This window comes from Dyella sp. 2YAF14 (genome assembly GCF_052114725.1).
GTDB lineage: Bacteria > Pseudomonadota > Gammaproteobacteria > Xanthomonadales > Rhodanobacteraceae > Dyella.
The window spans coordinates 214,182-240,598 of the sequence record NZ_JBFRFH010000002.1; the positions used below are offsets into that span (position 1 = coordinate 214,182).

At 63.1% G+C, this 26,417-nt stretch carries 19 protein-coding genes; 13 read left to right on the top strand and 6 right to left on the bottom strand.

Annotated features, from left to right (window positions below; genetic code table 11):
- Positions 1-476: 476 nt before the first annotated feature.
- Together AB4Y82_RS05610 and AB4Y82_RS05615 are read left to right on the top strand one after the other, a co-directional pair.
- Complete coding sequence (locus AB4Y82_RS05610) at positions 477-2,489, top strand: alkaline phosphatase family protein (protein WP_441611152.1); 2,013 nt, start codon at positions 477-479, stop codon at positions 2,487-2,489.
- A 72-nt stretch (positions 2,490-2,561) separates the two neighbouring features.
- The gene (locus AB4Y82_RS05615) at positions 2,562-3,032 is read left to right on the top strand and encodes a DUF3617 domain-containing protein (protein ID WP_441601874.1); all 471 of its coding nucleotides are present in this window, start codon (positions 2,562-2,564) and stop codon (positions 3,030-3,032) included.
- A 297-nt stretch (positions 3,033-3,329) separates the two neighbouring features.
- Here AB4Y82_RS05615 and AB4Y82_RS05620 read toward each other — a convergent pair whose 3' ends face one another.
- Positions 3,330-6,485: an efflux RND transporter permease subunit gene (locus tag AB4Y82_RS05620; RefSeq protein WP_441601875.1), complete on the bottom strand. Its 3,156-nt coding sequence runs from the start codon at positions 6,483-6,485 to the stop codon at positions 3,330-3,332.
- 931 nt (positions 6,486-7,416) lie between these two features.
- The gene (locus AB4Y82_RS05625) at positions 7,417-10,572 is read right to left on the bottom strand and encodes an efflux RND transporter permease subunit (RefSeq protein ID WP_441601876.1); all 3,156 of its coding nucleotides are present in this window, start codon (positions 10,570-10,572) and stop codon (positions 7,417-7,419) included.
- Between the two features lie 510 nt (positions 10,573-11,082).
- Here AB4Y82_RS05625 and AB4Y82_RS05630 point away from each other — a divergent pair.
- The 5 genes from AB4Y82_RS05630 to AB4Y82_RS05650 are packed head-to-tail and all read left to right on the top strand — an operon-like array spanning position 11,083 to position 16,143.
- Complete coding sequence (locus AB4Y82_RS05630) at positions 11,083-11,868, top strand: transketolase (protein WP_441601877.1); 786 nt, start codon at positions 11,083-11,085, stop codon at positions 11,866-11,868.
- Between the two features lie 47 nt (positions 11,869-11,915).
- Entirely contained in the window at positions 11,916-12,782 is an 867-nt protein-coding gene (locus AB4Y82_RS05635; protein ID WP_441601878.1) for a hypothetical protein, read from the top strand.
- On the top strand, positions 12,779-14,758 hold the full coding sequence (locus AB4Y82_RS05640; protein WP_441601879.1) for an NAD-dependent epimerase/dehydratase family protein: 1,980 nt from the start codon (positions 12,779-12,781) through the stop codon (positions 14,756-14,758). The genes AB4Y82_RS05635 and AB4Y82_RS05640 overlap by 4 nt, the downstream gene beginning before the upstream one ends.
- 37 nt (positions 14,759-14,795) lie before the next feature.
- The gene (locus AB4Y82_RS05645) at positions 14,796-15,746 is read left to right on the top strand and encodes a class I SAM-dependent methyltransferase (RefSeq protein ID WP_441601880.1); all 951 of its coding nucleotides are present in this window, start codon (positions 14,796-14,798) and stop codon (positions 15,744-15,746) included.
- 16 nt (positions 15,747-15,762) lie between these two features.
- Complete coding sequence (locus AB4Y82_RS05650) at positions 15,763-16,143, top strand: GtrA family protein (protein WP_441601881.1); 381 nt, start codon at positions 15,763-15,765, stop codon at positions 16,141-16,143.
- Between the two features lie 25 nt (positions 16,144-16,168).
- Here AB4Y82_RS05650 and AB4Y82_RS05655 read toward each other — a convergent pair whose 3' ends face one another.
- Together AB4Y82_RS05655 and AB4Y82_RS05660 are read right to left on the bottom strand one after the other, a co-directional pair.
- The gene (locus tag AB4Y82_RS05655) at positions 16,169-16,942 is read right to left on the bottom strand and encodes a class I SAM-dependent methyltransferase (protein WP_441601882.1); all 774 of its coding nucleotides are present in this window, start codon (positions 16,940-16,942) and stop codon (positions 16,169-16,171) included.
- Positions 16,943-17,010: 68 nt separating this feature from the next.
- On the bottom strand, positions 17,011-17,169 hold the full coding sequence (locus AB4Y82_RS05660; protein WP_441611153.1) for a hypothetical protein: 159 nt from the start codon (positions 17,167-17,169) through the stop codon (positions 17,011-17,013).
- Between AB4Y82_RS05660 and AB4Y82_RS05665 the strand changes: the two genes are divergently transcribed.
- Complete coding sequence (locus tag AB4Y82_RS05665) at positions 17,168-19,267, top strand: hypothetical protein (RefSeq protein WP_441611154.1); 2,100 nt, start codon at positions 17,168-17,170, stop codon at positions 19,265-19,267. The genes AB4Y82_RS05660 and AB4Y82_RS05665 overlap by 2 nt on opposite strands.
- A gap of 182 nt (positions 19,268-19,449) precedes the next feature.
- Here AB4Y82_RS05665 and AB4Y82_RS05670 read toward each other — a convergent pair whose 3' ends face one another.
- A complete protein-coding gene (locus tag AB4Y82_RS05670) occupies positions 19,450-20,202 on the bottom strand; it encodes a GntR family transcriptional regulator (RefSeq protein WP_121883188.1) in 753 nt (250 codons plus the stop codon).
- 221 nt (positions 20,203-20,423) lie between these two features.
- Between AB4Y82_RS05670 and zwf the strand changes: the two genes are divergently transcribed.
- From zwf to AB4Y82_RS05695, 5 genes are all read left to right on the top strand, one after another.
- Entirely contained in the window at positions 20,424-21,884 is a 1,461-nt protein-coding gene (gene zwf, locus AB4Y82_RS05675) for a glucose-6-phosphate dehydrogenase (protein WP_441601884.1), read from the top strand.
- A 134-nt stretch (positions 21,885-22,018) separates the two neighbouring features.
- The gene (gene pgl, locus AB4Y82_RS05680; RefSeq protein ID WP_441601885.1) at positions 22,019-22,732 is read left to right on the top strand and encodes a 6-phosphogluconolactonase; all 714 of its coding nucleotides are present in this window, start codon (positions 22,019-22,021) and stop codon (positions 22,730-22,732) included.
- A 70-nt stretch (positions 22,733-22,802) separates the two neighbouring features.
- Positions 22,803-24,620: a phosphogluconate dehydratase gene (edd, locus tag AB4Y82_RS05685; protein WP_441601886.1), complete on the top strand. Its 1,818-nt coding sequence runs from the start codon at positions 22,803-22,805 to the stop codon at positions 24,618-24,620.
- A gap of 37 nt (positions 24,621-24,657) precedes the next feature.
- Complete coding sequence (gene eda, locus AB4Y82_RS05690) at positions 24,658-25,299, top strand: bifunctional 4-hydroxy-2-oxoglutarate aldolase/2-dehydro-3-deoxy-phosphogluconate aldolase (RefSeq protein WP_441601887.1); 642 nt, start codon at positions 24,658-24,660, stop codon at positions 25,297-25,299.
- Positions 25,300-25,383: 84 nt separating this feature from the next.
- The gene (locus AB4Y82_RS05695; RefSeq protein WP_441601888.1) at positions 25,384-25,905 is read left to right on the top strand and encodes a hypothetical protein; all 522 of its coding nucleotides are present in this window, start codon (positions 25,384-25,386) and stop codon (positions 25,903-25,905) included.
- 48 nt (positions 25,906-25,953) lie between these two features.
- Here the strand turns inward: AB4Y82_RS05695 and AB4Y82_RS05700 are convergent, their stop codons facing one another.
- Complete coding sequence (locus AB4Y82_RS05700) at positions 25,954-26,319, bottom strand: hypothetical protein (RefSeq protein ID WP_441601889.1); 366 nt, start codon at positions 26,317-26,319, stop codon at positions 25,954-25,956.
- Positions 26,320-26,417 lie beyond the last annotated feature (98 nt).

The window sequence follows — 26,417 nt, forward strand, 5'->3', positions numbered from 1 at the left end:
GCGACCAGCCTACGGAGCGGTACACCCAAACGCCGCGGTCGCGCACAAGGTGCGCTCCCACAGCCAAGCCGCCGCGCCGGCGATCACGCGCAAGTCAGGGGCGCAACTCGAACGTGGCGAAGCACCCAATCCTGCGATATCTCAAACCAATAAGACGTCCAAACGTGCGCCATCGCACGATCTAATCGATCCATCGCAAAGGCAATTTCTTGCTGATGCGCAATCGTCTCGCAGCGGCAAGCGCCCGCAAGCCAACGTGTACAGGCCATCGCAGCCTCCATTGACACGCAAGCCCTTGCGACGTCTCCCCACTGTCATCTAACCGGAAATTCCTGTCGCAAAAGCGCCAAGGGTCCGTCATCTGTGCGGACGAGACTCGCCCCCGGCTGGCGCCGCCAAAGGTTGCGAACAGGTGCCAGCTAATCAGGGGGAACACCGGCGCAGCCTTCGTTCAGAAGCTGCTGGAGATCGAAGTCATGTCCATGACGCACGTTCGCAAGCGGCTGTTGCCGTTTGTCATTGGTACGCTTTCCGTCGGCCTTGCCGGCGTGGTGAGCGCCCAGAGCAACTCCACCGATCAGAATGCTGTTTCGACCAGTCAGGCTCCCGCCACTGGCGTCACCGTGCTGCACCGGCCGGGCGGCGACGACAGCAACGACGATCGCACCAATACACCCATCAAGCATGTGATCCTGCTGATCGGTGAAAACCGCACGTTCGATCACGTCTACGCCACGTACACGCCGCCGAAGGGACAGAGCGTGCACAACCTGCTGTCCGAAGGCATCGTCAATGCCGACGGCACGCCGGGCCCGAATGTCGCCGCTGCCAGGCAGTGGCAGGCGACCAGCACCGGCAAGTTTGCGCTGGCGCCCAAGCACACCACCGCGTACGCCACGCTGCCGCTGATGAATACCGGCGGTGTGCCCACGCAGGCACCGTTTGCTTCAGCCGCGCAGGCACAGGCCATCGAGCCGGCACTCCCGTCCGATGCGTACGGCGAACTCGCCGCCGGCGGCACCGGCCTGCCCAACGACGTGGTCGACACGCGCTTCCCGTCGCAGCTGGCCAACGCGCCCGTCGATATGCACGCATCGATCAGCTACGACGATTACGCCAATAGCCCGGTGCATCGCTTCTTCCAGATGTGGCAGCAGATGGACTGCGATGTCCACGCAGGCACCGCGAAGAATCCCAGCGGTTGTCGCATGGACTTGTTCCCGTGGGTGGAAACCACGATCGGTGCCGGCACCAATGGCAAGACGCAGCCGGCCGGTTTCGACGACCAGACCACGGGCGAAGGTTCCACCGCGATGCAGTTCCTCAACATCGCCAAGGGTGACGCGCCCTATTTCGCCGAGCTCGCCCGCACCTATACGCTGAGCGACAACTTCCACCAGTCGGTGATGGGCGGCACGGGCGCCAACCACATCATGCTGGGCTTCGGTGACCTGATCTATTACGCCGATGGCAATGGCGACCCCGCCACGCCGCCGTCGAACCAGATCGAGAATCCGGACGCGCAGGCGGGCACCAACAACTGGTATGTGCAGGACGGCTACAGCGGCGGTTCCTACGTCAACTGCGCGGACGACACGCAGCCCGGCGTGGGCGTCGTGAAGGACTATCTGAAGTCCCTGCCGTATCGCACTTTCCACGGCACCGACTGCAAGAAGAACGCCTATTACCTGGTGAACAACTACAACCCGGGCTACCTCGGCGACGGCACGCCGGCACCGCTGGGCGCGCAGCAGTTCACCATCCCGCCGACGCGTCAGGACAACCTCGCGCTGTTGCTGAATCGCCATCACGTGTCGTGGAAGTACTACGGCGAAGGCTATGCCAGCGGCAAGGAGAACGGCGAAGCGGGCACGTTCTGCAATATCTGCGATCCGTTCCTGTACTCCACGCAGGTCATGACCAATCCCAAGCTGCGTGCGAACAACCAGGACATCACCGATCTCTACAACGACATCCAGAACGACACGCTGCCGGCGGTTTCCATCGCCAAGCCGGACGGCATCCTGGACGGCCACCCGGCCTCGTCCAAGCTGGATCTGTTCGAAGGCTACGTGAAGAAGATCGTCGAGCTCGCCAAGGCCAACCCGAAGGTGTGGAACGACACCGTGATCATGGTGACCTTTGACGAAGGCGGCGGCTATTACGATTCGGGTTATGTGCAGCCGATCGACTTCTTCGGCGACGGCACGCGCATCCCGATGCTGGTGATCTCGCGCTACTCCGAAGGCGGCCGCGTGGTGCACACGTACTACGACCATGTGTCCTTCGACAAATTCGTCGAAGCCAACTGGGGCCTGCGCGAGACCATTTCCCATCGCAGTCGCGACAACCTGCCCAACCCGGTGTCGCTGCCCAACAATCCGTATGTGCCACTCAATGCGCCGGCCATCGGCAACTTGATGAACATGTTCTCGTTCGGCAGCGATGGCCGTGGCCACGGCTACGCAGCAGCTGAAACACAGGACTGATGCAATAGCACGGACCGGACCCTGCCCGCGAAAGCGGGTGGGGTCTTTCGTGCGTTGGAGGTACTGCCGACTATGAATCCTTCAAGTTCCGCCGCAGACGGCCGTCGCGGTCACGCGGTGTCGCGCTTCGTCGCGATCCTGGTGTTGCTGGGTGCGGCGTTCATCGGCGAACCGGGCCATGCCGACCCCGGCGACTTTCAGGCGATGCCGGGACTTTGGAAGATCACCACGCGTGTCTTCGATCACGGCAAGCAAGGCGAGCCACAGGTGAGCTGGCATTGCGTGGACGAAGGCCCGGATCCGTGGGTGGAATTTGCCCAGCTACCCGTGCCTGGTTATGGCCAGTGCGAACGCGTCGACCAGCATCGCAGCAGTACGGCGCTCAGTTGGTCGTTACAGTGTTCGGGTTTGACGGATGCTGCGCGAGGGCGGGTGAAGTTTGATTCCGCGGAGCACTACACGGCGAGTGTGAGTTTTGGCGGGAAGGATGTAGCGCAGGTTGAGGGGGCCAGGGTGGCGGCGTGTACGAGTCCGAAGGATTGATCTCGCCTTGGCAGGACCTGCTTGTCTGTGGAAGCGGACCCTGTGCGCGACAAACCGACGGAGCGGTACACCCCAGCGTGGCTGTCGCGCACAGGGTGCGCTCCCACAAAATGACGATCCCCACCTCTCCGACGCGACCCGGGAGCGAGCGAAACCCATGTAGGAGCGCACTTGTGCGCGACCGCAGCGCGTGGGTGTACAGCTCCGTTGGCCGGTCGCGCACCAGTGCGCTCCTACAGAAAGCAGCCACGCACTGGGCTATGGCGCTCAACTGGGGCTAAATAGGGCCGACGCGCCTCACCCCAACGCCGTCTGCGCCTTCAACGCCCTCTTCGCCGCCCGCTTCACCCGGCGCGCCTCCTTGCGAATCTTGCGATCGTAATTCCACAAATAAATCGCCGGCGTGCTCAGCAGCGTCAACAGCTGCGATACCAACAACCCGCCCACGATGGCGACGCCCAGCGGCTGACGCATTTCCGAACCGACGCCGAAGCCGATGGCGAGCGGCAGCGCCGCACCCATCGCCACCAGCGTGGTCATGGTGATCGGGCGGAACCGCACGAGCGCGGCTTCCTTGATCGCGTCAGGCGGCGACAAGCCGCGTTCGCGTTGTGCAACGAGTGCAAAGTCGACCATCAGGATCGCGTTCTTCTTCACGATGCCAATCAGCATCAGGATCGCGATGATTGCCATCAGGGTGAGCTGCGTCTGGGTGACCAGCATCGCCAGGAAGGCGCCGGCGCCGGCGGCTGGCAGCGTGGAGAGAATCGTCAGCGGATGGCCGAGGCTCTCGTAGAGGATGCCCAGCACGATGTACATGGCGATGATCGCGCCGATCAGCAGCACCATGCCGTTGCTCTTGGCCTGCTGCAGTCGCTGGTTCTGGCCGGTCCATTCGATGCGAACGCCTTCGGGCAGGCCCACGATGATGCCCGCGTTCTCCACCAGCCGGGTGCCTACATCCTGGGTGACATCCTTGGCCAGGTTGTAGTTGATGGTCGAGGCTTCGAGCTGGTTGTGATGGCGGATGCGGGTCGGGCTCATATTGGGCTCGATGCGCGAGATCGCCGACAGCGGAATCATTTCACCCTGCGCATTTCGCACGCGCACATTGAGCAGCGCTTCGGGGCTCAGCGACGTCGCCGAGCTCGAAGTGAGCACCACCCAGTACTGGTTGATGTCCGAATAGATCACCGACACCTGGCGCTGACCGAAGGAGTTGAGCAACGCGGTGTCCACATCGCCCATCGTCACGCCCAGACGTCCGGCAGCGTTGCGGTCCACCTTCAGCTGCTGCTGCTTGCCGACCAGGTCGAAGTTGCTGCCGACGTCGCGGAATTCCTTGGTCTTGCGCATCTGCTGGACCATTTTCAGCGTCCACGGCTGCAAGTCTTCGCCATTGCTGCCGATCAGCTGAAATTCGTAGGCGCCGCCCTTGTCGCCACTGCCGCCGCCGCCGAGGAACTGCACCAGGCTCAGCGAGACGCGTATGCCAGGCAACGCGTCGTACTGCTTGGACAGACGCTCCATCACCACCTTGGCGCTGTCGTGGCGATCGTTCGGGCCGCTGCCCTTGGTCTTCAGGTCGACGAACATGGTACCCGCGTTGCCCACGGCGCCGTTGCCATCGTTGCCACCCAGCGTGGTGAGCACATCGAGCACCGCTGGGTCGGCCTTCATGATGTCGGCGGCCTTCTGCGCCTGCGTGGCCATCAGCGTGGGCGAGATATTGGCGTCGGCGCGGATATCGCCCTGCAGCATGCCGATGTCTTCCTCGGGCATGAAGTTGCCGCCCGCGGTGGCCACCACGGCCCAGCCGAGCACGAAGGTGGCGATCAACAGCACCAGCGGCTGCCAGCGCATCACGCGGCGATGATGCATGGCCCAGTCCAGCGAGCGCTCGTACACGCGGTGGAGGCCCTTGTCGAAGCGCTCCAGCGCCCGCTCCATGCGGCCGGGCGTGCGCTCGCCGGGCTCTTCATGTTTGAGCAGCTTGCCGCACAGCGCCGGGGTCAGCGTCAGCGAGACCAGGGCGGAGATCACCACTGCCGCCGTCAGCGTCACCGAGAACTCGCGCAGCAGCATGATCAGCATGTTGTTGCCGAACAACAGCGGTGCAAACACCGCCACCAGCGACAGCGTGATCGATACCACCGTGAAGCCGATTTCGCGCACGCCGATCAAGGCGGCCTGCAACGGCGCTTCGCCCTTCTCCATGTGGCGCACGATGTTCTCGATCACCACGATGGCGTCGTCGACCACGAAGCCGATGCACAGCACCAGCGCCACCAGCGACAGGGTATTGAGCGTATAGCCCAGCGCCAGCATCACCACGAAGGCGCCGGCCAGCGAGAGCGGCACGCTCAGCGAGGCGATCAGCGTGGGCCGCATGCGCCGCAGGAACACCAGCATCACCAGCACCACCATCACGATACTGATCAGCAGCGCGACCTGGACTTCGTGCAAGGCCGACTTGGTGGTCGTGGTGAGGTCGAAGATCGGGGTGATCTGCACATCCGCCGGCATCCACTGGCGGAACTCCGGCAGGCGTCGGCGGATCTCGTCCACCGTTTCCACCGCGTTCGCTTCGGGGCGTTTGCTGATCTGCATCGCCACGGTCGACTGGGCGTTGAACCAGGCGCCCTGATAGATATCCTGCTGGCCGCTGGTCACCTTGGCCACGTCGGAAAGGCGCACAGGCGAACCGTTCCTCGACGCGATCAGCACGTTGGCGAAATCGGACGCCTCGCTCAGGCCATCGTTGGCCGTCACCGTCATCTGGGTGCGGCCATCGGTGAGGATGCCTTGCGGCGACGTCACGTTTGCCGCGATCAGCGCATTGCGCACGTCATTGGCGGTGAGATTCTTCGCGGCCAGCGCGTTGATATCCAACTCCACGCGCACCGCGTGCGGTGTGCCGCCGAATACCTGCACCTGCGCGACGCCAGGAATCTGCGCCACCGCCGGCTTCAGCAACGTATCGGTGAGGTCGTACAGCTTGTCCTGCGGCAGCCCCGTCGAGGTCAGCGAGACCAGCAGGATGGGAATCTGCGAGGTGTCGAACTTGAAATACTGCGGCGGGCTGGGCAGCGCCGGCAGATCGGCCTGGGCCGCATTGATCGCTGCCTGCACGTCGCGCGCCGCCTTGTCGGCGGTGCGATCAAAGGTGAAGCGCACCTGGATCGACGCCGAACCCTCCGATGCATTGCCGTACATGTCGTCGATGCCCGGGATACGCCCGATATGGCGCTCCAGCGGCGCGAGCACGGTGGACGCCATGGTCTGCGCGCTCGCCCCCGGCATCGAGGCGACGATATACACGCCGGGAAATTCCAGCGACGGCAGTGCAGCCACGCCGAGCAGGCGATATGCGAACGCACCCGCAAGCAGCAGGCCAAGCGCCAGCAGCGACGTGCCCACGGGGCGACGGATGAGGGGGGCGAAGATATTCACTCAGGTTTCCATACCGGTTATGGCGCGCGCCGTTACCCAGGCAGACCATCAGCGAGGGCGTACGTTCACGTAAGCAAGGCAAAGAGCCCGCACATAGTGCCATTTATGCCTGCATTGGCGGCATGGGCGAATGTGCCTGAAGTCGGTCCGTGCCGGAAGGCACGGGTGGGGAGGGTTAGTGGTGACGGGGTTTTTGGAGGTGGGTTTGGTGGGGGAGGTGGACTTTGGGCTTGTCGTCGTGGTGCGGACAGGGCTTTTGCTTTTGCTCGTTTTCTTGCCGCCGTTAGCCCTTTTGCTCGTCATTCCGCCGTACGCCGGAGGCGCTTTTCAACAGCGAAGGCTGGTCATCCTGCTTCTTCAGTCTTTGGTTGTTGCCTTGAGGCCAGGGTGCCGCCTACGCGGCGGGCGTTTCGAACGGCTGCCGCCGCTCGAGTCACTTTTCTTTTGCTGGCCCAAAAGAAAAGTAACCCAAAGAAAATGGCCTAAAACGCCCGCAGCATCGTGTTGGGATAAGCCCGAACGCTCGAGGCGCGTCTGATGGGACAACCTCCGAGGGTACACAGCGGATACTTCCAAGCGCTGCGCAACGCGCCCGAATCGCTGAGGACTTAAGGCGGGGCCTCGCTGCGCTTTGGCCTTGCCCGAGCATGGCACGTGATCCTGGGCCTGGCGCTTGCCTGTGGGAGCGCACCCTGTGCGCGACAGCCACGCTGCGGTGTACCGCTCCGTAGGTTTGTCGCGCACAGGGTGCGCTCCCACAGAAGCGCCGACCGGCAAGATTGATCCGCCCCGCACAGGCCTGCGTCTTCCTTGTAGGAGCGCACTTGTGCGCGACCGCGGCGTGTTGGTGCACCGCTCCGTCGGCTGGCCGCGCACAGTGCGCTCCTACAAAAGAGCGGTCGCGACGATCCCAGCGAAACTACCCTACCCCTCAGCCCGCCGCCGTCTGCACCTTCAGCCTCCGCTTGGCCGCCCGCTTCGCCCGCCGGGCTTCCTTGTGCAGCTTCCGGTCGTAGTTCCACAGGTAAATCGCCGGTGTGCTCAGCAAGGTCAGCAGCTGCGATACCAGCAATCCACCCACGATCGCCACACCCAGCGGTTGCCTCAGTTCCGAGCCGATACCAAAGCCGACCGCAAGCGGCAGGGCCGCGCCCATCGCCACCAGGGTGGTCATGGTGATGGGACGAAAGCGCACCAGCGCCGCTTCGCGAATCGCATCCGGTGGTGACATGCCGTGCTCGCGTTGCGCCACCAAGGCGAAGTCGACCATCAGGATCGCGTTCTTCTTCACGATGCCGATCAGCATCAGGATCGCAATGATCGCCATCAGCGACATCGACGTGCCGGTGACCAGCAGCGCGAGAAAGGCTCCCGCGCCCGCCGCCGGCAGGGTGGAAAGAATGGTCAGCGGGTGGCCGAGGCTCTCGTACAAAATGCCCAGCACGATATACATCGCCAGGATCGAGCCGAGCAGCAGCACGTTTGCATTCGACTTGGTTTCCTGCAGATTCTGCGCGTCGCCGGAGTAGCCCAGTTGTATGCCAGGCGGCAGGCGCGCGTCGGACACTATCTGCTCGATCAGCGCGGTCGCCTTGTCGCGTGGCAGGCCCTGCTCGAGGTTGTAGTAGATCTGCGTCGCCTCGAGCTGGTTGGTGTGGATGACCAGCGACGGCTGCACCGCCTGTTCGATATGCGCCACGGCCGACAGCGGCACCATGTTGCCGCTGTCGCTGCGCACATAGGTATTGAGCAACGTGTCGGGACTGAGCGAGCGTTCGGCGGACGAGGTCAGCACCACCCAGTACTGGTTGATGTTGGAGTAGATGATCGACACCTGGCGCTGGCCGAACGCGTTGTACAGTGCCGAATCGATATTGCCCATGCTCAGCTGCAGGCGTCCCGCGGTGAGGCGGTCGACGGTGAGCATCTGCTGCTTGTCAACATCGTCGTAATCGCTGCTGACGTCGCGGAATTCCTTGTGCCTGCGCATCTGCTGGGTGACTTTATAAGCCCACGGCTGCAGGTCCACATTGTCGCTGCTGATCAGCTGGAAGCTTTCGCTGCCGCGATTGGCATTGTTGTTGTCGTTGAAGAAACCGATCGAATTGAGCGCCACATGGAGGTCGGGCAGCTTCTCGTAACTCTTGTTGAGGCGCGCGATGGTGTCCTTGATCGACTCGTTGCGCATGCCGACACCATGGCCGCGCGGCTTGAGGTCGACGAACATGGTCGCCTGGTTGCCCACCGCACCGCCGGCGTTGTCGCTGCCAAGGAAGGTGGTGACGTCCAGCACCGCCGGGTCGGCCAGCATGATGGCGGCCGCCTTCTTCGCGCGCTCGGCCATCAGCGTGGGCGAGATATTGATGTCCGCCTTCACATCGCCCTGGATCATGCCGATGTCTTCCTGCGGCATGAAATCGAAACCGTAGAGTTTGACCACCGCCATCGCCATGCCCACGGTGAGCGTGAGCAGGATGAGCGGCTGCCAGCGCATCAGGCGCCGGTGCCGCATGGCCCAGTCGAGCGCCGTCTGGTAGATGTGATGCAGCCAGCGGTCGAACCGTTCCAGCGCGCGCTCCATGCGATTGGGCACGCGCCCGCCCGCGTTTTCCAGCGTGAGATAGCGGCCGCACAGCGCAGGCGTCAGCGTGAGCGAGATGACGGCAGAGATCACCACGGCGGCCGTCAAGGTGACTGAAAACTCGCGCAGCAGCATGGTGAACTGGTTGTTGCCGAACAGCAGCGGCGCGAAGACGGCGATCAGCGACAGCGTGATCGAGACCACGGTGAAGCCGATTTCCTTCACGCCATCCAGCGAGGCCTGCAAGGGTGGTGAGCCGTGTTCCATGTGGCGCACGATGTTTTCGATCACCACGATGGCGTCGTCGACCACGAAGCCGATGCACAGCACCAGCGCGACCAGCGACAAGGTATTGAGGGTGAAGCCCAGTATCCACATCACGGTGAACGCGCCCGCCAGCGACAGCGGTACGCTCAGCATGGCGATCAGGGTTGGCCCCACCCGGCGCAGGAACACCAGCATCACCAGCGCCACCAGCAAGACGCTGATCATCAGCGCCACTTCCACTTCGTGCAGCGCTGACTTGGTGGTCTGGGTCAGGTCGAAGATGGGTGTGATCTTCAGGTCGGCCGGCAGCCACGCGCGCATCTGCGGCAGTTTCGCCCGCACTGCATCCGCCGTGGCGACGGCATTGGCTTCCGGGCGTTTGCTGATGCGCACGGCGACGGCGCGATGGTTGTTGAACCATGCCGCCTGGTACTCATCCTGCTGGCCGGTGCTCACCTTGGCCACGTCAGACAGGCGTACCTGCGAACCCTTCTGGATGGCGATCAGCAGCTTGCCGAATTCCTGCGGCGTGCTCAGTGCATCCGTGGCGGCAACCGTCATCTGCGTGTGGCCGTCGGTGAGTGCGCCTTCGGGTGAAGTGACATTCGCAGCGCGCAACGCGTTCGCCACATCGTTGGCGGTCAGGCCCTTCGCTGCCAGCGCGCCAGTGTCCAGTTCCACGCGTACCGCCTTCGGTCGACCGCCGATAACACGCACCTGCGCCACGCCGGGAATCTGCGAGAGCGCCGGATTGATCAGCGTGTCGGCCAGGTCGTAAAGCCTGTCCGGCGGCAACGAATTGGAGGTCAGCGACAGCAGCAACACCGGGATGTTGGCGGTATTGAACTTGTAGTAGCGCGGCGGTATCGGGATATTGGCCGGCAGGTCCGCCTGCGCCGCGTTGATGGCCGCCTGCACGTCGCGCGCAAGCTTGTCGGTGTTGTTGCCGAAATTGAAGATGATGCGCACCGAGGTCGAGCCATCGTTGCTCTCTGAATGCATCTCCTTGATGCCGGGAATGCGCCCCAGATGTCGCTCCAGCGGTGCAGCCACCGTCGATGCCATGGTTTGCGCGTTGGCGCCCGGCAATTCGGTGTAAACCACCATGCCCGGAAATTCGAGTGACGGCAGCGCTGCGACGCCCAGCAGCAGATACGCCCAGAAGCCGGCCAGCGCGAGGCCGAACGCCAGCACCGAAGTGCCGATCGGGCGACGAATGAATGGTGCGAACAGATTCACGGTGTGCGGTCCGCCAACATCGGCGCGCCACCTCCGCGCCCAGGGATAAGGAGCGCAGGTATGCGGCAGCTGCCCCCGGTACCTTTATGCCCCTAAAGCGAACCCATGGAATGTGCCGTAAGTGGGTCTGAGGATAGGCCGGGAGTCACTCTTCTCTCCCCAGAGGCACGAGTGGAGTAGCCAACAAGGTGCAGCATCTGTCGGCACGTCGAGTTTCCCCGACCGCCATGCGCCCTCTCCTGCAACGATGGCTTGTCGCATGGTCGCGATCACGTGCGCGTCGAGGCGATGCTTGCGACCGTCTTCATGCCGTTGAATGACGTTGTCGAGACAAAAAGTTAACATCTGAAATCAGACCTGATCGTTCACGTTGATAGCAGGAAGGGAGGACCCTTCCATTACACTGCCGCCTTTTCGACGGCCGTGGCGAGTTCGGCCGATACCATCGACGCCGAGCACCGGGCAGCCAGCTGCAACTCGGCAGGTCAGCCGCCGGGAAGAGAACTCTCCATGAACATGCACACCACGCTCGATGCAAAACGGCTAGCTGACGTTCGTAAACGATTGATTCGTATGCACTACGAGAGTGGCGTCGGGCACATCGGCGGCAACCTCTCGGCCATCGACGTGCTGGCCTTGCTGTTCAACGAACGGATCGACAGGCGTGATCACTTCGTCCTGTCCAAGGGGCATTCTGCCGGAGCCCTGTATGTCGCTCTATGGAGCGCGAACCGGCTAGACGACGAGACCCTCGAGACCTTCCACAAAGACGGAACGCTGCTGGCAGGACACCCGCCGGCCAGTGGTATGGATGGCGTGCTGTTTGCCACCGGCAGCCTTGGCCATGGCCTCTCCCTCGCTGCCGGCACGGCGCTTGCCCTGTCGCTGAAAGGGGAAAGTGGCCATGTGTTCTGCCTCACCTCCGACGGCGAGTGGCAGGAGGGATCGACCTGGGAGGCGCTCATCTTCGCCTGCCATCACGCGCTAGCGAACCTGACGATCATCGTTGATCACAATCGGCTGCAGGGTTTCGGCTCGACGATCGAAGTTGCTTCGATGGCGCCCCTGTGGGAACGACTCGCTGGCTTTGACGTGGCCCTCCAGATCATTGATGGCCACGATCTGGAGGCGATTCGCCGTGCTCTGGATGTATCGGTTACGAAGCCAAAAGTCATTGTGCTTGAGACCACCAAGGGAAAAGGCGTGTCCTTCATGGAGAACCGCATGGAGTGGCATTACCTCCCGCTCAATGAAGAGACTTACCGCCAGGCTCTTGAGGATCTGACGCAGCGATGAGAAAGCAACTATGCGATGCCCTCGTCAGACGCGCCGAACGGCCCGACATGGTTTTCCTGACCGGAGACCTGGGATTCATGGCGCTGGAGCCCTTGCAGCAGGCATTGGGGCGACGCTTCATCAACGCGGGCGTGGCCGAGCAAAATATGATCTCGGTGTCCGCCGCGCTCGCGCGGCAGGGACTCGATGCCTGGGTCTACAGCATTGCACCGTTCTGCTATGCACGACCGTTCGAGCAAATCCGCAATGACATCGCTTTCCATGGCCTGCCAGTGCGCCTGATCGGCAACGGTGGCGGGTACGGTTACGGCGTCATGGGTCCCACACACCATGCCATCGAGGATTATGGCGTGCTCTTGACCCTCCCCAACATCCAGGCCCTCATTCCTGTTTTCGATCAGGATGTCGGCGAGGTGATCGAACGCGCTGGCCAAAGTCGCCTGGCCACGTACATCAGGCTTGGGCGCGGCGAACCACCGAGCGGTTTCGAAGTACCCGCCTATGCGCCTTGGCGACAGCTGACTAAGGGTGGCGGCATTCCCATCATCGCCGTCGGTCCGCTCGCCGGTACCTATATCGAGGCGCTCGAACAGATGGCCGAGCCACTACGCCCAAATCTCTGGGCATTGTCCGAGCTGCCGCTGTCGCTGAATCTGCCGCCTTCTGTCCTGATGAAGCAGATTGACGGGCATCGCGCGGTCTGCATTGCCGAAGAGCACGTGGAGCGCGGAAGTTTCGCGGCAGAGTTTGCACTGCATCTGCTCCGCGAAGGCACCAACGCTCGCATACGGCATCTATGCGCACGTGCACACCACTACCCCCGCTACGGCTCCCAGGCTTACTTGCGCAAGCAATCCGGGCTGGATCCCCAGAGCCTCATCAACGCCATCGACACCTTCCAGCAGCGCTCATGACCGACCTGACCCAGCATATCCGCGCACTCGCTGGCCCCATCATTGTCACAGGGGCAACCGGATTCGTCGGCGCGAATCTTTTCCATGCTATCCGAGCCGTGCGATCGGACGTCTACGCCGTCGTGCAGCGCGAGAAGAACTGGCGCCTGGAGAACGTGCCCGACGGCAATATCGTTGCCGCCAATCTGGTGGATCCTGCAGCGGTTCGACATTTGATCGATCGCACGACGCCACGCACGGTTTTCGACTGCGTCGCATACGGCGCCTATTCTTTCGAACAGAATCAGCAACTCATTTATCAGACGAATTTCAATTCCATCGCTTTGCTGGTGGAGTTGCTGTCGACCCGGTCCATCGCCGCGTTTGTGCACGCAGGCACGTCGTCCGAATACGGTACGCATAGCGCTGCGCCGGAAGAGGATGGACCTCGCTCGCCGAACAGCCATTACGCCGTGTCCAAGGCGGCCGTATCCGAATACCTGAAATACATGGGAAAAATGCAGGCATTCCCGTGCGTGAACCTACGTCTGTATTCTGTTTACGGGCCGCTTGAAGACAGCTCTCGGCTCATTCCCAACCTCCTGCGCAAGGCGATCTCGGGGGAGTTGCCTCCCTTCGTCGACGCTCGTACATCGCGCGATTTCGTTCACGTGAACGACGTCTGTGCCGCTTTTGTGCTCGCCGCCGCGAAGATGAACCCGTCGCTGTACGGTGAGAGTTTGAATATCGGCACTGGGAAGAAAGTCACCATCGAGGGCCTTGCCCAGACCACGCGCAAGCTCTTCTCGATCGAGGCATTGCCGTCGTTTGGAACCATGGAAGGCCGCACGTGGGACCTCTCCGACTGGTATTCAAACCCCGCAAAGGCCGAACAGTTGATAGGCTGGCGCGCGGAAACATCGCTCGAAGATGGCCTGGTCGATACCGCTCGTTGGGTTCGCAGCCTAACCGACGAGGAGCTGCAGGCACGATCCAAGCAGGCCACCCAAGGCAGACGCCGCTCGGTCTCGGCCATCATCGCCTGCTACAAGGACGAACCTGCCATCCCCTTCATGCATCGCCGTTTGACCGACACCTTCGTCAAGCTGGGCATCGACTACGAGATTATCTTCGTCAACGATGGCAGTCCGGACGCCAGTGCTGAGCAGATCCGGGTACTTTCAGAAACAGACCCGCACGTTATCGGCATCACCCATTCGCGCAACTTCGGTTCGCAGATGGCATTTCGCAGTGGCATGGAACTCGCCTCAAAGGATGCCGTCGTGCTACTGGACGGCGACCTGCAAGACCCGCCCGAACTCATCGAGTCGTTCTACGCCGAATGGGAAAAGGGCTACGACGTTGTCTATGGGCGTCGCGTTCAGCGCGAAATGCCATGGCGTTGGGGAGTGCTCTACAAGGCCTTCTATCGCGTCTTCGCCGCCTTCAGTTACGTCAAGATCCCGCTGGATGCAGGCGATTTCTCCCTGATCGATCGCAAGGTCGTCAAATGGCTGTTGGCATGCACGGAGCGCGACCTGTTCATGCGCGGTCTGCGTGCCTATGTCGGCTTCAGGCAGACGGGCGTCGACTACGTGAGACCCGAGCGCATGTTTGGGCGCACCACCAACACGTTGTCCAAAAACATAGACTGGGCGAAAAAGGGCATCTTCTCATTCAGCAATGTGCCATTGACACTGCTGACGACGACGGGCCTGGTTCTGCTGGCGCTCTCGATCCTCGCGGCCCTTACGGTGGCGGTCTTGCGCATCATATGGCCGGACATTGCGCCGCGAGGCATTACCACACTGCTTATCAGCGTGCTCATGTTCGGCTCTTTGAATCTGTTCGGCCTCGGATTGGTCGGCGAATACATTGGCAAGATCATGATCGAGGTCAAGGGCCGGCCACGGTTGATCCGTGCCGCGCTTATTCGCCATGGTGTGGTTACCGATCAAGCCAGTGGTCCCGCACAGCAACGCGGACGCGAGGACTGACGGCGCGCCCGCCGTTGTCCGAAAAAGGTGCATGACCATGCAACAGAACTCCCCTCTCCAGAATGACACGCGGCTCGACGACCGCCAGAGCCGTCCGTGCCCCGTTTGCCGCGAGTTTCCCGAGAGACCGCAGGTCTTCCTGGAGGAGCGACTGGACGCCTCCCGGCTCAATGCGTACAGCTTCGCGTCGCGCAAGGCGCCGGAGTATTTGTGCCACCAGATGCTTCGCTGCCCTCAGTGCGACGTCGCCTATGTGGACAGGCCGCCCTCGCAGGGAGCCCTCGCAGAGGCCTACCATGCTGCGGACTACGACAGTAGCGAGGAAGCCAACGACGCCTCCAAGAGCTATATCAGTGCCTTCGCCGGCGTGTTGGAAAGCATTGGGAAGGGCGATGCGCTGGAGATTGGTACGGGCACGGGCGTATTTCTGGAAGCCTTGTCCCACTTGGGCTTTCAACGCGTCATAGGGATTGAGCCATCGACCGCGGCAATGGCGGCTGCACCCGAGCATAGGAAACCATGGCTGCGCGAGGGCATCTTCGCCGAGCAGGACTACGCGCCGGAATCGTTCGATCTGGTCTGTTGCTTCATGACGCTTGAGCACGTGCGCGAGCCGGGCGACATCAGCGAATCGGTGCTGAGGCTATTGAGACCCGGCGGTGCATTTCTCACGGTGACCCACGACTTCCGAAGCCCGGTCAATCGCCTGCTGGGTCGTCGTTCGCCCATCGTCGACATCGAACACATGCAACTGTTCTCGCGAGCAGGAATAAAGGCATTGCTGGAGCATTCCGGTTTCGTGGACGTGCAAGCCAAGCCATTCGCCAATCGCTATTCCCTGCGCTATTGGAGCCGCCTCTTGCCCCTGCCGTCCGGCCTCAAGGGCGCCTGCCAATCGACACTGTCGGGACTGGGACTGAGCAACGCCAAGCTTTCACTCAATGTCGGCAATACTGCAGCCGTCGGCTTCAAGCCGGCGGCACGATAGGGTGGACACCGGTGTGATGGAGTGGAAGCGTTTCGGCAAATTCCTGCTGGTTGGCGGCTTGAACACTTTGTTCGGATTCGCCGTGTATACGGCATTCGTGCTCTTGCATAGTCCGGCGTGGCTGGCGTTGCTGGGCGGCAACGTCGCGGGCGTGCTGTTCAATTTTTTCACGACGGGTCGCTTTGTCTTTCTCGACCTGTCGACCGCGAGGCTGCCAGGCTTTGTAGCGGTTTACGTGTTCACCTATTACACCAATCTCGAGCTCATAGGTTGGGTGAACCACTTCATCAAGAACCTCATCTTGAGCCAGGCCTGCCTGGCGCCCTTCATGGCGGCGCTGTCCTATCTGCTGTTGTCCAGGCTGGTGTTTAGAAACAAGCCAGGCATGACGGCCTAGCGTTGCCCCGCGATGTTTGAGGGCGTCAGCGCGGCGCGCGGCGCGCCTGTGCAAAGTAACCCAACGGGTCTTCTTTCGAGCCCAGGCCTAGCGCGTCGGAAACGTGCGCTGCCACGAGGAAGATCGCCGACAGCGGTGCGCACAACAGCGCGAGCGGTGTCGTCCAAAGCGCATCCCATGCAAGTCGCCTAGGGACAAGGCGCAGGGTGAGAACAATCAGCTTGCTCGCGATGGCGCCAATGTCGTTGCCGCGCTCGTCGATGGAAATCGCTTCAAAGCCATGTCGCTCCAGCAAGATGCCCAGGCGCTCTCGGGTAAAGCGGTGATGATCATGGGGAATATGGTGCCGCCTTGCGGACCACGGAACGCTCAACAGCAGCGAGCCGTTGTCACGAAGCACGCGTGCGATCTCGGCCAGACACAGGTCCGGATCATCCGTGTGTTCCAATACCTCGATGCACAGGGCGCTGTCGTACGTGGCGTCGTCAAAGGGCATCACTCCGCCATCGTAGTAGACGATGTCTTGGCGGTTCGGGTGCATGCCGAACTCCGATGCGTTGCCAATATCGATGCCCTGATAGGTGGCGCTTGTCGGCAGCCACTCCTTCCACGGTGATTCCCCGGCCCCCACATCCAGTACGCGGCCGTGCAAATGGCTCATCAATGGGCGCAGATGGGCGACGATCGTGCCTAGCTGAAGGTCGACGATACACCTCAGCCTGAAAAGCCATGGGCGGGCAGACGGTGGGGCCACCGCGATCGGTTTGAATTTTTCCACCTGCATGGATGCGTGTTCCAAGTGCGAACTGCATAGGTTCTGATCGAGTGGCAGGGCACCCGTCGGTGTCTGCTTGCGGGCTCGTATAGTCAACCAAACAGCTGGGCCGCAACAGCCCCGACCTTCTTTTCCGCCGCGCCATACTCAGAATATAGGCTGGACTGCCTTAAAATGAGTTGCGGCACGTCGGAATCGTTCAACGCCTGCACGCGCCGGTTGCCACCATTGGGAAGCTTACGTTTGTCCATGAATCGCTCTCGTTCGTCAGGCTGGCAATCTGGATTTGTCTTCGTCCTCACCGTCACGCTGCTGGTGGACGTCTTGCTGGTGCTTGCCGGCACGCATCCCGGCATCTACCAGATGGCCGCGCCGCTGTTCGGGATCGCCGTGGTGACGGCGTCCGGCCTGTGGTTGCTTGGCCTGGCTGGTGTAACAGCCGTTGCCGCGATCCCCGCGGCATTCGTTGTGGGCGCGTCAGCGGCGATGTTGGCCATGCTGGCAATCGCCGAGTTGTTCAATGTCGTGGCCCAGCAGGCGTTCCTGATATGGGCCGCATGCCTGGTGGCCATCTGGCTGGCGTTTCCTCGGCTGCGTCGTTTCGAACCGGCATCGGTGGCCTGGATCGATGTGGGCGCGACGGCAGGCTTGTCCCTGTTGATTGCATACTTCGGCAAGGATATGGCGGCATTCCTGCCAGCCGCGCTCCAGGACGCCTCGATGCCGGCTTGGAGCGACTATTTCGTCCATGGCACCACGATCGCCTCCTTCGGCGATCCGCTGGCGATCGGGCAGGGCAACATCTTGCTGGCCAACGTACACAGGCCGCCTTACCACTACGGCTCATACATGCTGGCCGCGGGCCTGCAGCCTTCTTCGGGGCTGCCCGGACTGGGGTTGGCGCTGGCAACCATGCAGCCACTCAGCTTGCTGGTGGGTGGCCTGGGCCTCTATGCGCTGGTCGCCCAATTATCCGGGCGGGCCATTGCGTTGATCGCCTTGCTCTGTATCGCATGTCTCCCCGATCCATCGCGCTACTGGATGCACAACGGATTCTATGGATTCCATTGGCTGCTTTATGCCGCGCCGGGATCGGGATATGCCATCGGCGCAGGCATGTTGTCGGCCTTGTGCCTGCGTGAGGGCGTCAACACGCGGCGCTGGGCGCCGCACGTGCTTGCGCTCTTCCTGTTGGCGTCGGTGTCGATGATCCGGCTTCACATGTTTGTGCTCCTTGCGCCTGCGATGGCCGGCATGTGGTTGCTGGCCATACGACGATCGCCAAGTGGCAGGGATTGGCCGGTGGTGTTGGGGTGTTTCGGGCTGCTGTTTTTCGGCGCCGTCGCACTTCTGGCCTGGCGAGCGGACTTGCGTGAACTCTTGCATTCCCTGCGCTACGTCAAAGAAGCGCTTGGATTCGGCCCCCCGCGATTCCTGGATTTCTATCACCAACAGGAATCGTGGATGCCCACGGCATTGCAGTTGGTGCTCGTGGTCGTGCTCGCTCTGATGCTGGGCCTGGCTGGATTCAGCGTCATGCTGCCGGTCGTCTCGGTGCTATGGACCCGCGCCCACAGGTGGGAGATATTCGACTGGTTTCCGTGGGCGCTATGTGGCTCCTACGCGCTATTGATCCTGCTGGCGCCCACGTGGCTCAACACGGACGCATCTGAATTGAAGCATCGACACTTCCTGCTTCTGTACGCCGCCGTCGGCGGATGGAGTGTCGCGCGCGCGTTGCAGCTGGTCACCTACGTTCGTTGGACTCATGTAGGCGTCGAGCGCATCGCACTCGCCGTGTTCGCCATCGTCATCGCACTGGTGATGGTGCTAGGGCGCGAGGCCGAGCCGGGGCGCCCTGACGGGCGATACATACCCTGGGCCAGCAAGTTCTACCAGTCGCCCAACGAACCAGGTCTCGCGCGAGCCGGCGCGTATCTGCACGGCCATGCCGAACCCGGTGATCTATTGATCATGGGTGGCCAGGCCATGCGAGGCTACGTCATGAGCCGGCAGACCGAGCTGGTCAGCGTTTCCGATATCGCCGCTTACATCGGTCGCGTGGAGCTGCTTGAAAAGCAAGGCGGCAACTATGCCGCGATAGCAGCCCAGCGAAGTGCAGACATGGGCCAGGTCGAGGCGGCCGGCTCGTGGGCTGAAGCTTGTGGACAACTACGATCCATCGGTGTCCGCTGGTACGTCGAAAACCAACCAGGCCTGCCCAGGTGGGATATCGGCAGAGCGCAAGCCGTCCTCAAGGCCGGAGACTTTGGTGTCTACGACGCGGGTACGAAAGCGCAAAGTCGCTGCGAGCGGCCGGCGGTTCGAGCTACCCAGGACAGTCGATAATCATCATGGCCGTCGCATGGGATGGCTTGCACGGCGACCACCCGCAGAGTCTTCTTATCGAGCGCCCCACGCCTGCTTTCGACAGGCGATGAGATAGCGGTGGCGTTCGTTGAGTGCTCGCGCCACGCGCTCATTGGACGGCTGGCCCGAATGGCTGGCACAGCAGTCGTCGATCGGCCCCGTCAATCCGTCTGCAATTCCGCCACGAAGTCGTAGATGTCGCCGCGATACCACGAGGTGGTGAATTCCACCACGCGGCCGTCATCGAGAAAGCTGCGGCGTTCAATGTTGAGGCCGGCGCTGCCTGCCGGTACATGCAGCAGGCGGGCCTGCTGCGCGCCGAGCGACACGGCGCGCAGGCGTTGCAGCGCACGACGCGGCCGGGCGCCCAGCGTTTCGAGGATCTCGTACAGCGAGTCCTGCACGATGGTCGGGTCCGGCAGAATGCTGGCCGGCACCACGCTGCGCTCGATCGCCAGCGGCTCTTCCTTGGCGTAGCGCACGCGATGCAGGCGGGCCACCAGCACGCCCGGCGACAGATTGAGCGCCATCGATTCTTCAGGCGTCACTTCGCCAATGATGCGTTCGGAAAATTCCGAGCGCGGATTGAGACCACGCGCACGCAAGTCTTCGGTGAAGCTGGTGAGCCGCGACATTGGCTTGATGATGCGCTCGGCCACGAAGGTGCCCGCGCCGTGGCGCTGGTTGAGCAGGCCTTCTTCGACCAGGCCGGAGATCGCCTTGCGCACGGTCACGCGCGACAGCTGCAGCAGGCGGGAGAGATCGCGCTCGCTCGGCAGCGCCTGGCCGGGTTCGATATCGCGGTGCTCGACCACGTTGCGAATGGCCCGGCGCAGACGCAGATACGCCAGCGGCTGGCTGGTGGCGGGGTCGCGGCTGAGCCGGCGGTATTCGTTGACGAGGGCGGTTTCCATACCGGAACGATACCAATGACCATACCAATCTGGCAATCAGTTGTTTTTTCGCGGCCTTGCGGGTGGTACCAATTTCGCTGGCGAATCCTTGCCCAGCGCAGCTTCCCGAGGTGTCTCAGGGGAACTGGTGTTGTCTGGTATGTCACTGGTACGATCAGCGGGCAATCGACGTGGTATGCATGCCACGCTCCCGCTCCCCGCATCGCCTTGAGGTGACTGAAGTGACTGCTTCTCCCCAGCCGGTCGAGACTTTTGACCTGGTGATTTTCGGCGGCACCGGCGACCTTGCCCTGCGCAAGCTCCTGCCAGCGCTCTACCACCGCTACGTGGACGGTCAGATTCCCGACGACAGCCGCATCATCGGCATCGCCCGCGAAGGGCTGGACGACGAGGGTTATCGCGACAATCTGCGCGCCGTGCTGAAGAACAACGGCAGCGGCAAGGTCGAAGACTTCCTCAAGCTGGTTGGCTATCGCTCGCTCGATGCCCGCAAGGACGATGGCTGGGACGATTTCGCCAAGCTGATGGGCAAGGACGCCGAGCGCATCCGCGTGTTCTACCTGTCCACCTCGCCGGACCTGTTCGTCGATATCTGCAACCGGCTGGGCAAGTACGACCTCAACAAGGGCAAGTCGCGCGTGGTGCTGGAAAAGCCCATCGGCCACGACTTGAAGAGCGCCAACCAGATCAATGACGACGTCGGCCGCTTCTTCGACGAATCGCAGACCTTCCGCATCGATCACTACCTCGGCAAGGAAACGGTGCAGAACCTGCTGGCGTTGCGCTTCGGCAACGCGCTGTTCGAGCCGCTGTGGAATGCCGAGCACATCGACCATGTGCAGATCACCGTGGCTGAAACCCTCGGCGTCGGCCAGCGCGCGGGCTACTACGACCATGCCGGCGCGCTGCGCGACATGGTGCAGAACCATATCCTGCAGCTGCTGTGCATGCTGGCGATGGAGCCGCCCTCCTCGCTGGCGCCCGACGCGGTGCGCGACGAAAAGCTCAAGGTGCTGCGTTCGCTCAAGCCGATCAACGAAGGCAATGCGGCCCAGCTCACCGTGCGCGGCCAGTACCGCGCAGGTTCGGCCGAAGGCCAGGCGGTGCCGGGCTATCTGGACGAATTGAAGGACCACAAGTCCAACACCGAGACCTTTGTCGCGGTGAAGGCCGAGATCGCCAACTGGCGCTGGGCCGGCGTGCCGTTCTACCTGCGCACGGGCAAGCGCCTGCCGGAGCGCGTCTCCGAGATCACGGTGGTCTTCAAGGCCGTGCCGCATTCGATCTTCGATCCGTCCGCCGGTCCGCTGGTGCAGAACCGCCTGGTGTTGCGGCTGCAGCCGGACGAAGACATCAAGCTGTGGCTCACCATCAAGCATCCGGGACCGGGCGGCCTGCGCCTGCGTCACGTGCCGATGGACATGAGCTTTGCCGAAGCGTTCGGCGTGCAGCAGCCCGATGCCTACGAGCGCCTGCTGCTCGACGTGGTGCGCGGCAATCCCACGCTGTTCATGCGACGCGACGAGGTGGAAGCGGCATGGCGCTGGGCCGATCCCATTCTCGCCGCGTGGGCGGACAGCGGCGAGGCGCCGCGCCCCTACACGTCGGGCACCTGGGGCCCGAGCGCGGCCGTAGCGCTGATCGAGCGCGATGGCCGTACCTGGTACGAGGACGGTGAATAAGTCGGCGTTTCGCTTGAACGCGCGCGATGCACGGGCACTTCACCTGTGCATCGCGGAGCGGTTTTTAGACTTGCCGTCCGCCTCTTCTTTTCGCCGCGCGTGTGCTCCCGCGCAGCTCGCATCCTTCATCGATCATGCCTGACACTCTCGACGTCACCACCCATAGTTTCACCGACTGCCACGCACTGGCTACCGCGCTGGCCGAACGCATCGCCGATCGCCTGCGCGACGGTATCGCCGAACGCGGACACGCGCTGCTCGCGGTCTCCGGCGGCAGCACGCCCAGACATTTCTTCGAGAAGCTTTCGCGCCAGACGCTGGATTGGTCGAAGGTCAGCGTGACCCTCGTCGACGAGCGCTGGGTGCCTGAGAGCAACGAGCGCTCCAACGCGGCGATGGTGAAGGGCATGCTGCTGCAGCACGCGGCCAGCAGTGCGCAGTTCGTGCCGCTGTACACCGATGCACCAACGCCCGAAGCGGGCCTTGCCGCGGTGCGCGCACGCATGGCCTCGCTGGAGCTGCCCTTCGATGCGGTGATCCTGGGCATGGGCAATGACGGCCACACGGCCTCGTTCTTTCCGGGCGGCGACCGCCTCCCCGAAGCGCTGGATCTGAACAACGCCACACGCGTGCTGCCGATGCGCGCAGCGGGCGCCGGCGAACCACGCATTACCTTCACGCTGTCCGCCCTGCTCGATACGCGCGCGTTGTACCTGCATATCGAAGGCGACACCAAGCGCCAGCTGCTGGCTGACGCGCGACTTGGCCTTGGCGAGGCCGCGAATTTCCCCGTGCGCTCGGTGCTGACCCAGCAACGTGTGCCGGTCGCCGTTTATTGGTGCCCCTGAGGCATCCACGGCGTTGCCCGACGAATCGATGCGCTGATCAGCGCGTCGCCTGCTGCTACCGGAGTTCGAAATGAGTGTGCTGCACCCCGTTCTTGTCGAAGTCACCGAACGCTTGCGCGAGCGCAGCCGCGAGTCGCGCGCCGAGTACCTGCGTCGCATCGATGCGGCGCGCGGCAACGGCGTGCATCGCGAGCGGCTGTCGTGCGGCAACCTGGCCCACGGTTTCGCCGCCTGCGGCACCACCGACAAGGAACGCCTGCGCGAAGGCCACACGCCCAATCTGGCCATCGTCAATTCGTATAACGACATGCTCTCGGCGCATCAGCCGTATGAGCGCTATCCGGAGCTGATCCGCAACGTGGCGCGCGAAGCGGGCATCACCGCCCAGATGGCCGGCGGCGTGCCGGCGATGTGCGATGGCATCACGCAGGGCCGCGCGGGCATGGAGATGTCGCTGTTTTCGCGCGACCTGATCGCCATGGCCACGGCCATCTCGCTCTCCCACGACATGTTCGACGGCGCGATGTACCTGGGCATCTGCGACAAGATCGTGCCCGGCCTGCTGATCGGTGCGCTGAGCTTTGGCCACCTGCCCGGCATCTTCGTGCCGAGCGGGCCGATGCCGAGCGGCATCAGCAACGAGCAGAAATCCAAGGTGCGCCAGGCCTATGCCGAGGGCAAGGCCACCAAGGCCGAGCTGCTGGAAGCCGAAGCCGCCTCGTATCACGCGGCCGGCACCTGCACCTTCTACGGCACCGCCAACTCCAACCAGATGCTGATGGAGATCATGGGCCTGCATTTGCCCGGCTCCAGCTTCGTCGCCCCGGATACGCCGCTGCGCGACGCGCTCACCCGCGAAGCCGTGCATCGCGTGGCCGAGTTGAGCGCGCCGGGTTCGTCGTATCTGCCGCTGGGTCACATCATCGACGAGCGCGCCATCATCAACGGCGTGATCGGCCTGCATGCCACCGGTGGCTCGACCAATCACCTGCTGCACCTGGTGGCCATCGCTCGTGCTGCAGGCATCGAACTGCGCTGGGATGATTTCGACGCGCTGTCCTCGGTGATCCCGCTGCTGGCGCGCGTCTATCCGAACGGCTACGCCGATGTGAACCAGTTCCACGAAGCCGGCGGCATGGCCTTCCTGATCGACCAGCTGCTGAGCCACGGCTTGATGCATGCCGACGTGCGCACGGTGTTCGGCACCGGTATGGACGGCTATACCCAGGTGCCGCATGTTGACGAGCACGGCGCGCTGGCGTGGACGCCGGTGTCCAAGGAAAGCGGCAATCGCGGCGTGCTGCGTGGCGCGGACGAGCCGTTCCGCGCCGACGGCGGCCTGCGCATGCTGACCGGCAATCTTGGTCGCGCGGTGATCAAGGTGTCTTCGGTGCCGGATGATCGCCTCGTCATCGAAGCGCCGGCCATCGTGTTCCACGACCAGGACGACGTGCGCAAGGCCTTCGAGCGCGGCGACCTCAATCGCGACTTTGTCGCCGTGGTGCGCTTCCAGGGACCGCAGGCGAACGGCATGCCGGAGCTGCACAAACTCACGCCCACGTTGTCGGTACTGCAGGATCGCGGCCATCGCCTAGCCCTGCTGACCGACGGCCGCATGTCGGGCGCCTCCGGCCGCGTGCCGGCGGCCATCCACGTGACGCCCGAAGCGCAGGACCAGGGCGCCATCGCGCGCATCCGCGACGGCGACATCGTGCGCCTTGATGCCGTGCATGGCTTGCTGGATGTGCTGGTGGATGCGGCCGAGTTCGCTGCACGCGTGCCGGCCACGGCCGACCTGTCGGCGCATCAGTTCGGCCTGGGTCGCGAACTGTTCGGCATGTTCCGCCGCAACGCCACCACGGCCGACCTCGGCGCGGGCGTGTTCTGATCCGCGGTCATCTTCTTTCTTGCATTCACGGAACGCCATGAGCATCGAAAACAAGCAAAAGCAGGTCGAATCCACGCTGCGTCTCGCGCCAGTGGTACCCGTGGTGATCATCGAAGACGCGCGTCATGCCGTGCCCATGGCCCGCGCCTTGGTGGCGGGCGGTATTCCGGCGATTGAAGTCACGCTGCGCACGCCTGCGGCGCTCGACGCGATCAAGGCGATCGCCAACGAAGTGGAAGGCGCCGTCGTCGGCGTGGGTACGGTGCTCAGCGCCAAGGATCTGCGTGCGGCGCACAAGGCCGGCGCGACCTTTGCGGTGTCGCCGGGCGTATCACCGGGTCTGCTGGACGCGGCGGACGACAGCGAGTTGCCGCTGCTGCCAGGCGCTGCCACGGCGAGCGAAGTGATGACCCTGCTCGAGCGCGGCTATCGCTTTCTGAAACTGTTCCCGGCCGTGCCGGCCGGCGGCCATAAACTGCTGGCCGCCTGGGCGAGCCCGCTGCCGCAGGTGAAGTTCTGTCCCACGGGCGGCATCAGCCTGAGCAGTGCGCCGGACTTCCTGTCCTTGCCGAACGTGGTCTGCGTGGGCGGTTCATGGCTTACACCTGCCGACAAGCTGCACGGCGGCGACTGGGCCGGCATCGAAGCACTGGCCCGCGAAGCCGCTGCCCTGCGCTGAACCATCGCGAGGCAGGAGCCGTTGGCGGCTCCTGCCCCATCATGTCAAAGTGGGCCCTTCACCGATCTCCGGGGGGGAGTCTCGATGCGCAGGGTGGTGCTGGTTGGTGCGTTGCTGTTGGCAACGCTGGGGTTGGGCCTGTCCGGCCCGGCAAGCGCAGACGATGCGTCGGTGGGTTGCCCGATTCGTCCGCTCACTATCGATATCGCCCATCTGAAGGCGACGGCCGGCGTGCAGTCGGTGGTGCTCGACCCCACCGCTACCCGCGCCACGGTGATGTATGACAACGGCGACGTGCTGCGCGTGGCCAGCACGGGATGCGTGACCTCGATGCTCTCCGCCCGCCTGTGGGTGGCCGGCGACGACGCCATGTCCGATGCCTTGTGGCTGGAACGCGCACGCTCGGTGACCGAGCTGGTGCTGGCGCCGGCGGCTTTCGCCCAGGTCAGCGCATCGCTGAAGGCTGATGCGCCGGTCAGCCACGTCGATGGCGGCATGAAGATCGACCGTGCACTCGCCGACGGGGCCGGCTACTCGCTCACCGTAGTGCGTACACCGCGCGACGGACTGGGGGCGTCCATGTCCCTGGTGTTTCGCCGCCTCTGACTGAACGGCGGCGATCCGCGGCCGGGACGTGGATCGCCGCCCAGGTGCTTACGGCGCCGGCGCCGGCGTGTGGTCCACGCAATCTTGCACCTGCTGGAAGTACCAGGTGTCGTCTTCATCGAAGTTCGAGTAGTAGGTGGCCACGGTGTGGTCGCTTACCGGCTTGATATCCACCAAGGCGATGGTGGGACTGTTCTCGGTCTTGTGGATTTCGATGGTCGTGCCGGTATAGAGCACGTACGACTCCAGGTGCACGGGTTTGCTGGCCCAGGCGCCCGAGATACATGAGGCGATGTCCGCCGCGCTGCCCGGGCCCGCATAGGACGCCGTAGGCTTTGAATTGCGCAGGCTGCCCGAGCTGGCGCAACCGGCGAGCAGCGTGATCGTCAAGGCAAGGACTACATGTCGTTTCATCAAACGTCTTCCATCGTTGGGTTGGGGCGCATGCCCATGGTACGTGGGCCTACATCGCGGCGCGCGTTCTTGTAGGAAACGTACGATCCCTGCGTTCC

Excerpts from the sequence above, each read along its gene's own strand:
- AB4Y82_RS05610 (WP_441611152.1), top strand. The coding sequence starts at position 477 with ATGTCCATGACGCACGTTCGCAAGCGGCTGTTGCCGTTTGTCATTGGT.
- AB4Y82_RS05615 (WP_441601874.1), top strand. The coding sequence starts at position 2,562 with ATGAATCCTTCAAGTTCCGCCGCAGACGGCCGTCGCGGTCACGCGGTG.
- AB4Y82_RS05630 (WP_441601877.1), top strand. The coding sequence starts at position 11,083 with ATGAACATGCACACCACGCTCGATGCAAAACGGCTAGCTGACGTTCGT.
- AB4Y82_RS05635 (WP_441601878.1), top strand. The coding sequence starts at position 11,916 with ATGGTTTTCCTGACCGGAGACCTGGGATTCATGGCGCTGGAGCCCTTG.
- AB4Y82_RS05640 (WP_441601879.1), top strand. The coding sequence starts at position 12,779 with ATGACCGACCTGACCCAGCATATCCGCGCACTCGCTGGCCCCATCATT.
- AB4Y82_RS05645 (WP_441601880.1), top strand. The coding sequence starts at position 14,796 with ATGCAACAGAACTCCCCTCTCCAGAATGACACGCGGCTCGACGACCGC.
- AB4Y82_RS05650 (WP_441601881.1), top strand. The coding sequence starts at position 15,763 with ATGGAGTGGAAGCGTTTCGGCAAATTCCTGCTGGTTGGCGGCTTGAAC.
- AB4Y82_RS05665 (WP_441611154.1), top strand. The coding sequence starts at position 17,168 with ATGAATCGCTCTCGTTCGTCAGGCTGGCAATCTGGATTTGTCTTCGTC.
- AB4Y82_RS05660 (WP_441611153.1), bottom strand. The coding sequence starts at position 17,169 with ATGGACAAACGTAAGCTTCCCAATGGTGGCAACCGGCGCGTGCAGGCG.
- AB4Y82_RS05670 (WP_121883188.1), bottom strand. The coding sequence starts at position 20,202 with ATGGAAACCGCCCTCGTCAACGAATACCGCCGGCTCAGCCGCGACCCC.
- pgl (WP_441601885.1), top strand. The coding sequence starts at position 22,019 with ATGCCTGACACTCTCGACGTCACCACCCATAGTTTCACCGACTGCCAC.
- edd (WP_441601886.1), top strand. The coding sequence starts at position 22,803 with ATGAGTGTGCTGCACCCCGTTCTTGTCGAAGTCACCGAACGCTTGCGC.
- eda (WP_441601887.1), top strand. The coding sequence starts at position 24,658 with ATGAGCATCGAAAACAAGCAAAAGCAGGTCGAATCCACGCTGCGTCTC.
- AB4Y82_RS05695 (WP_441601888.1), top strand. The coding sequence starts at position 25,384 with ATGCGCAGGGTGGTGCTGGTTGGTGCGTTGCTGTTGGCAACGCTGGGG.
- AB4Y82_RS05700 (WP_441601889.1), bottom strand. The coding sequence starts at position 26,319 with ATGAAACGACATGTAGTCCTTGCCTTGACGATCACGCTGCTCGCCGGT.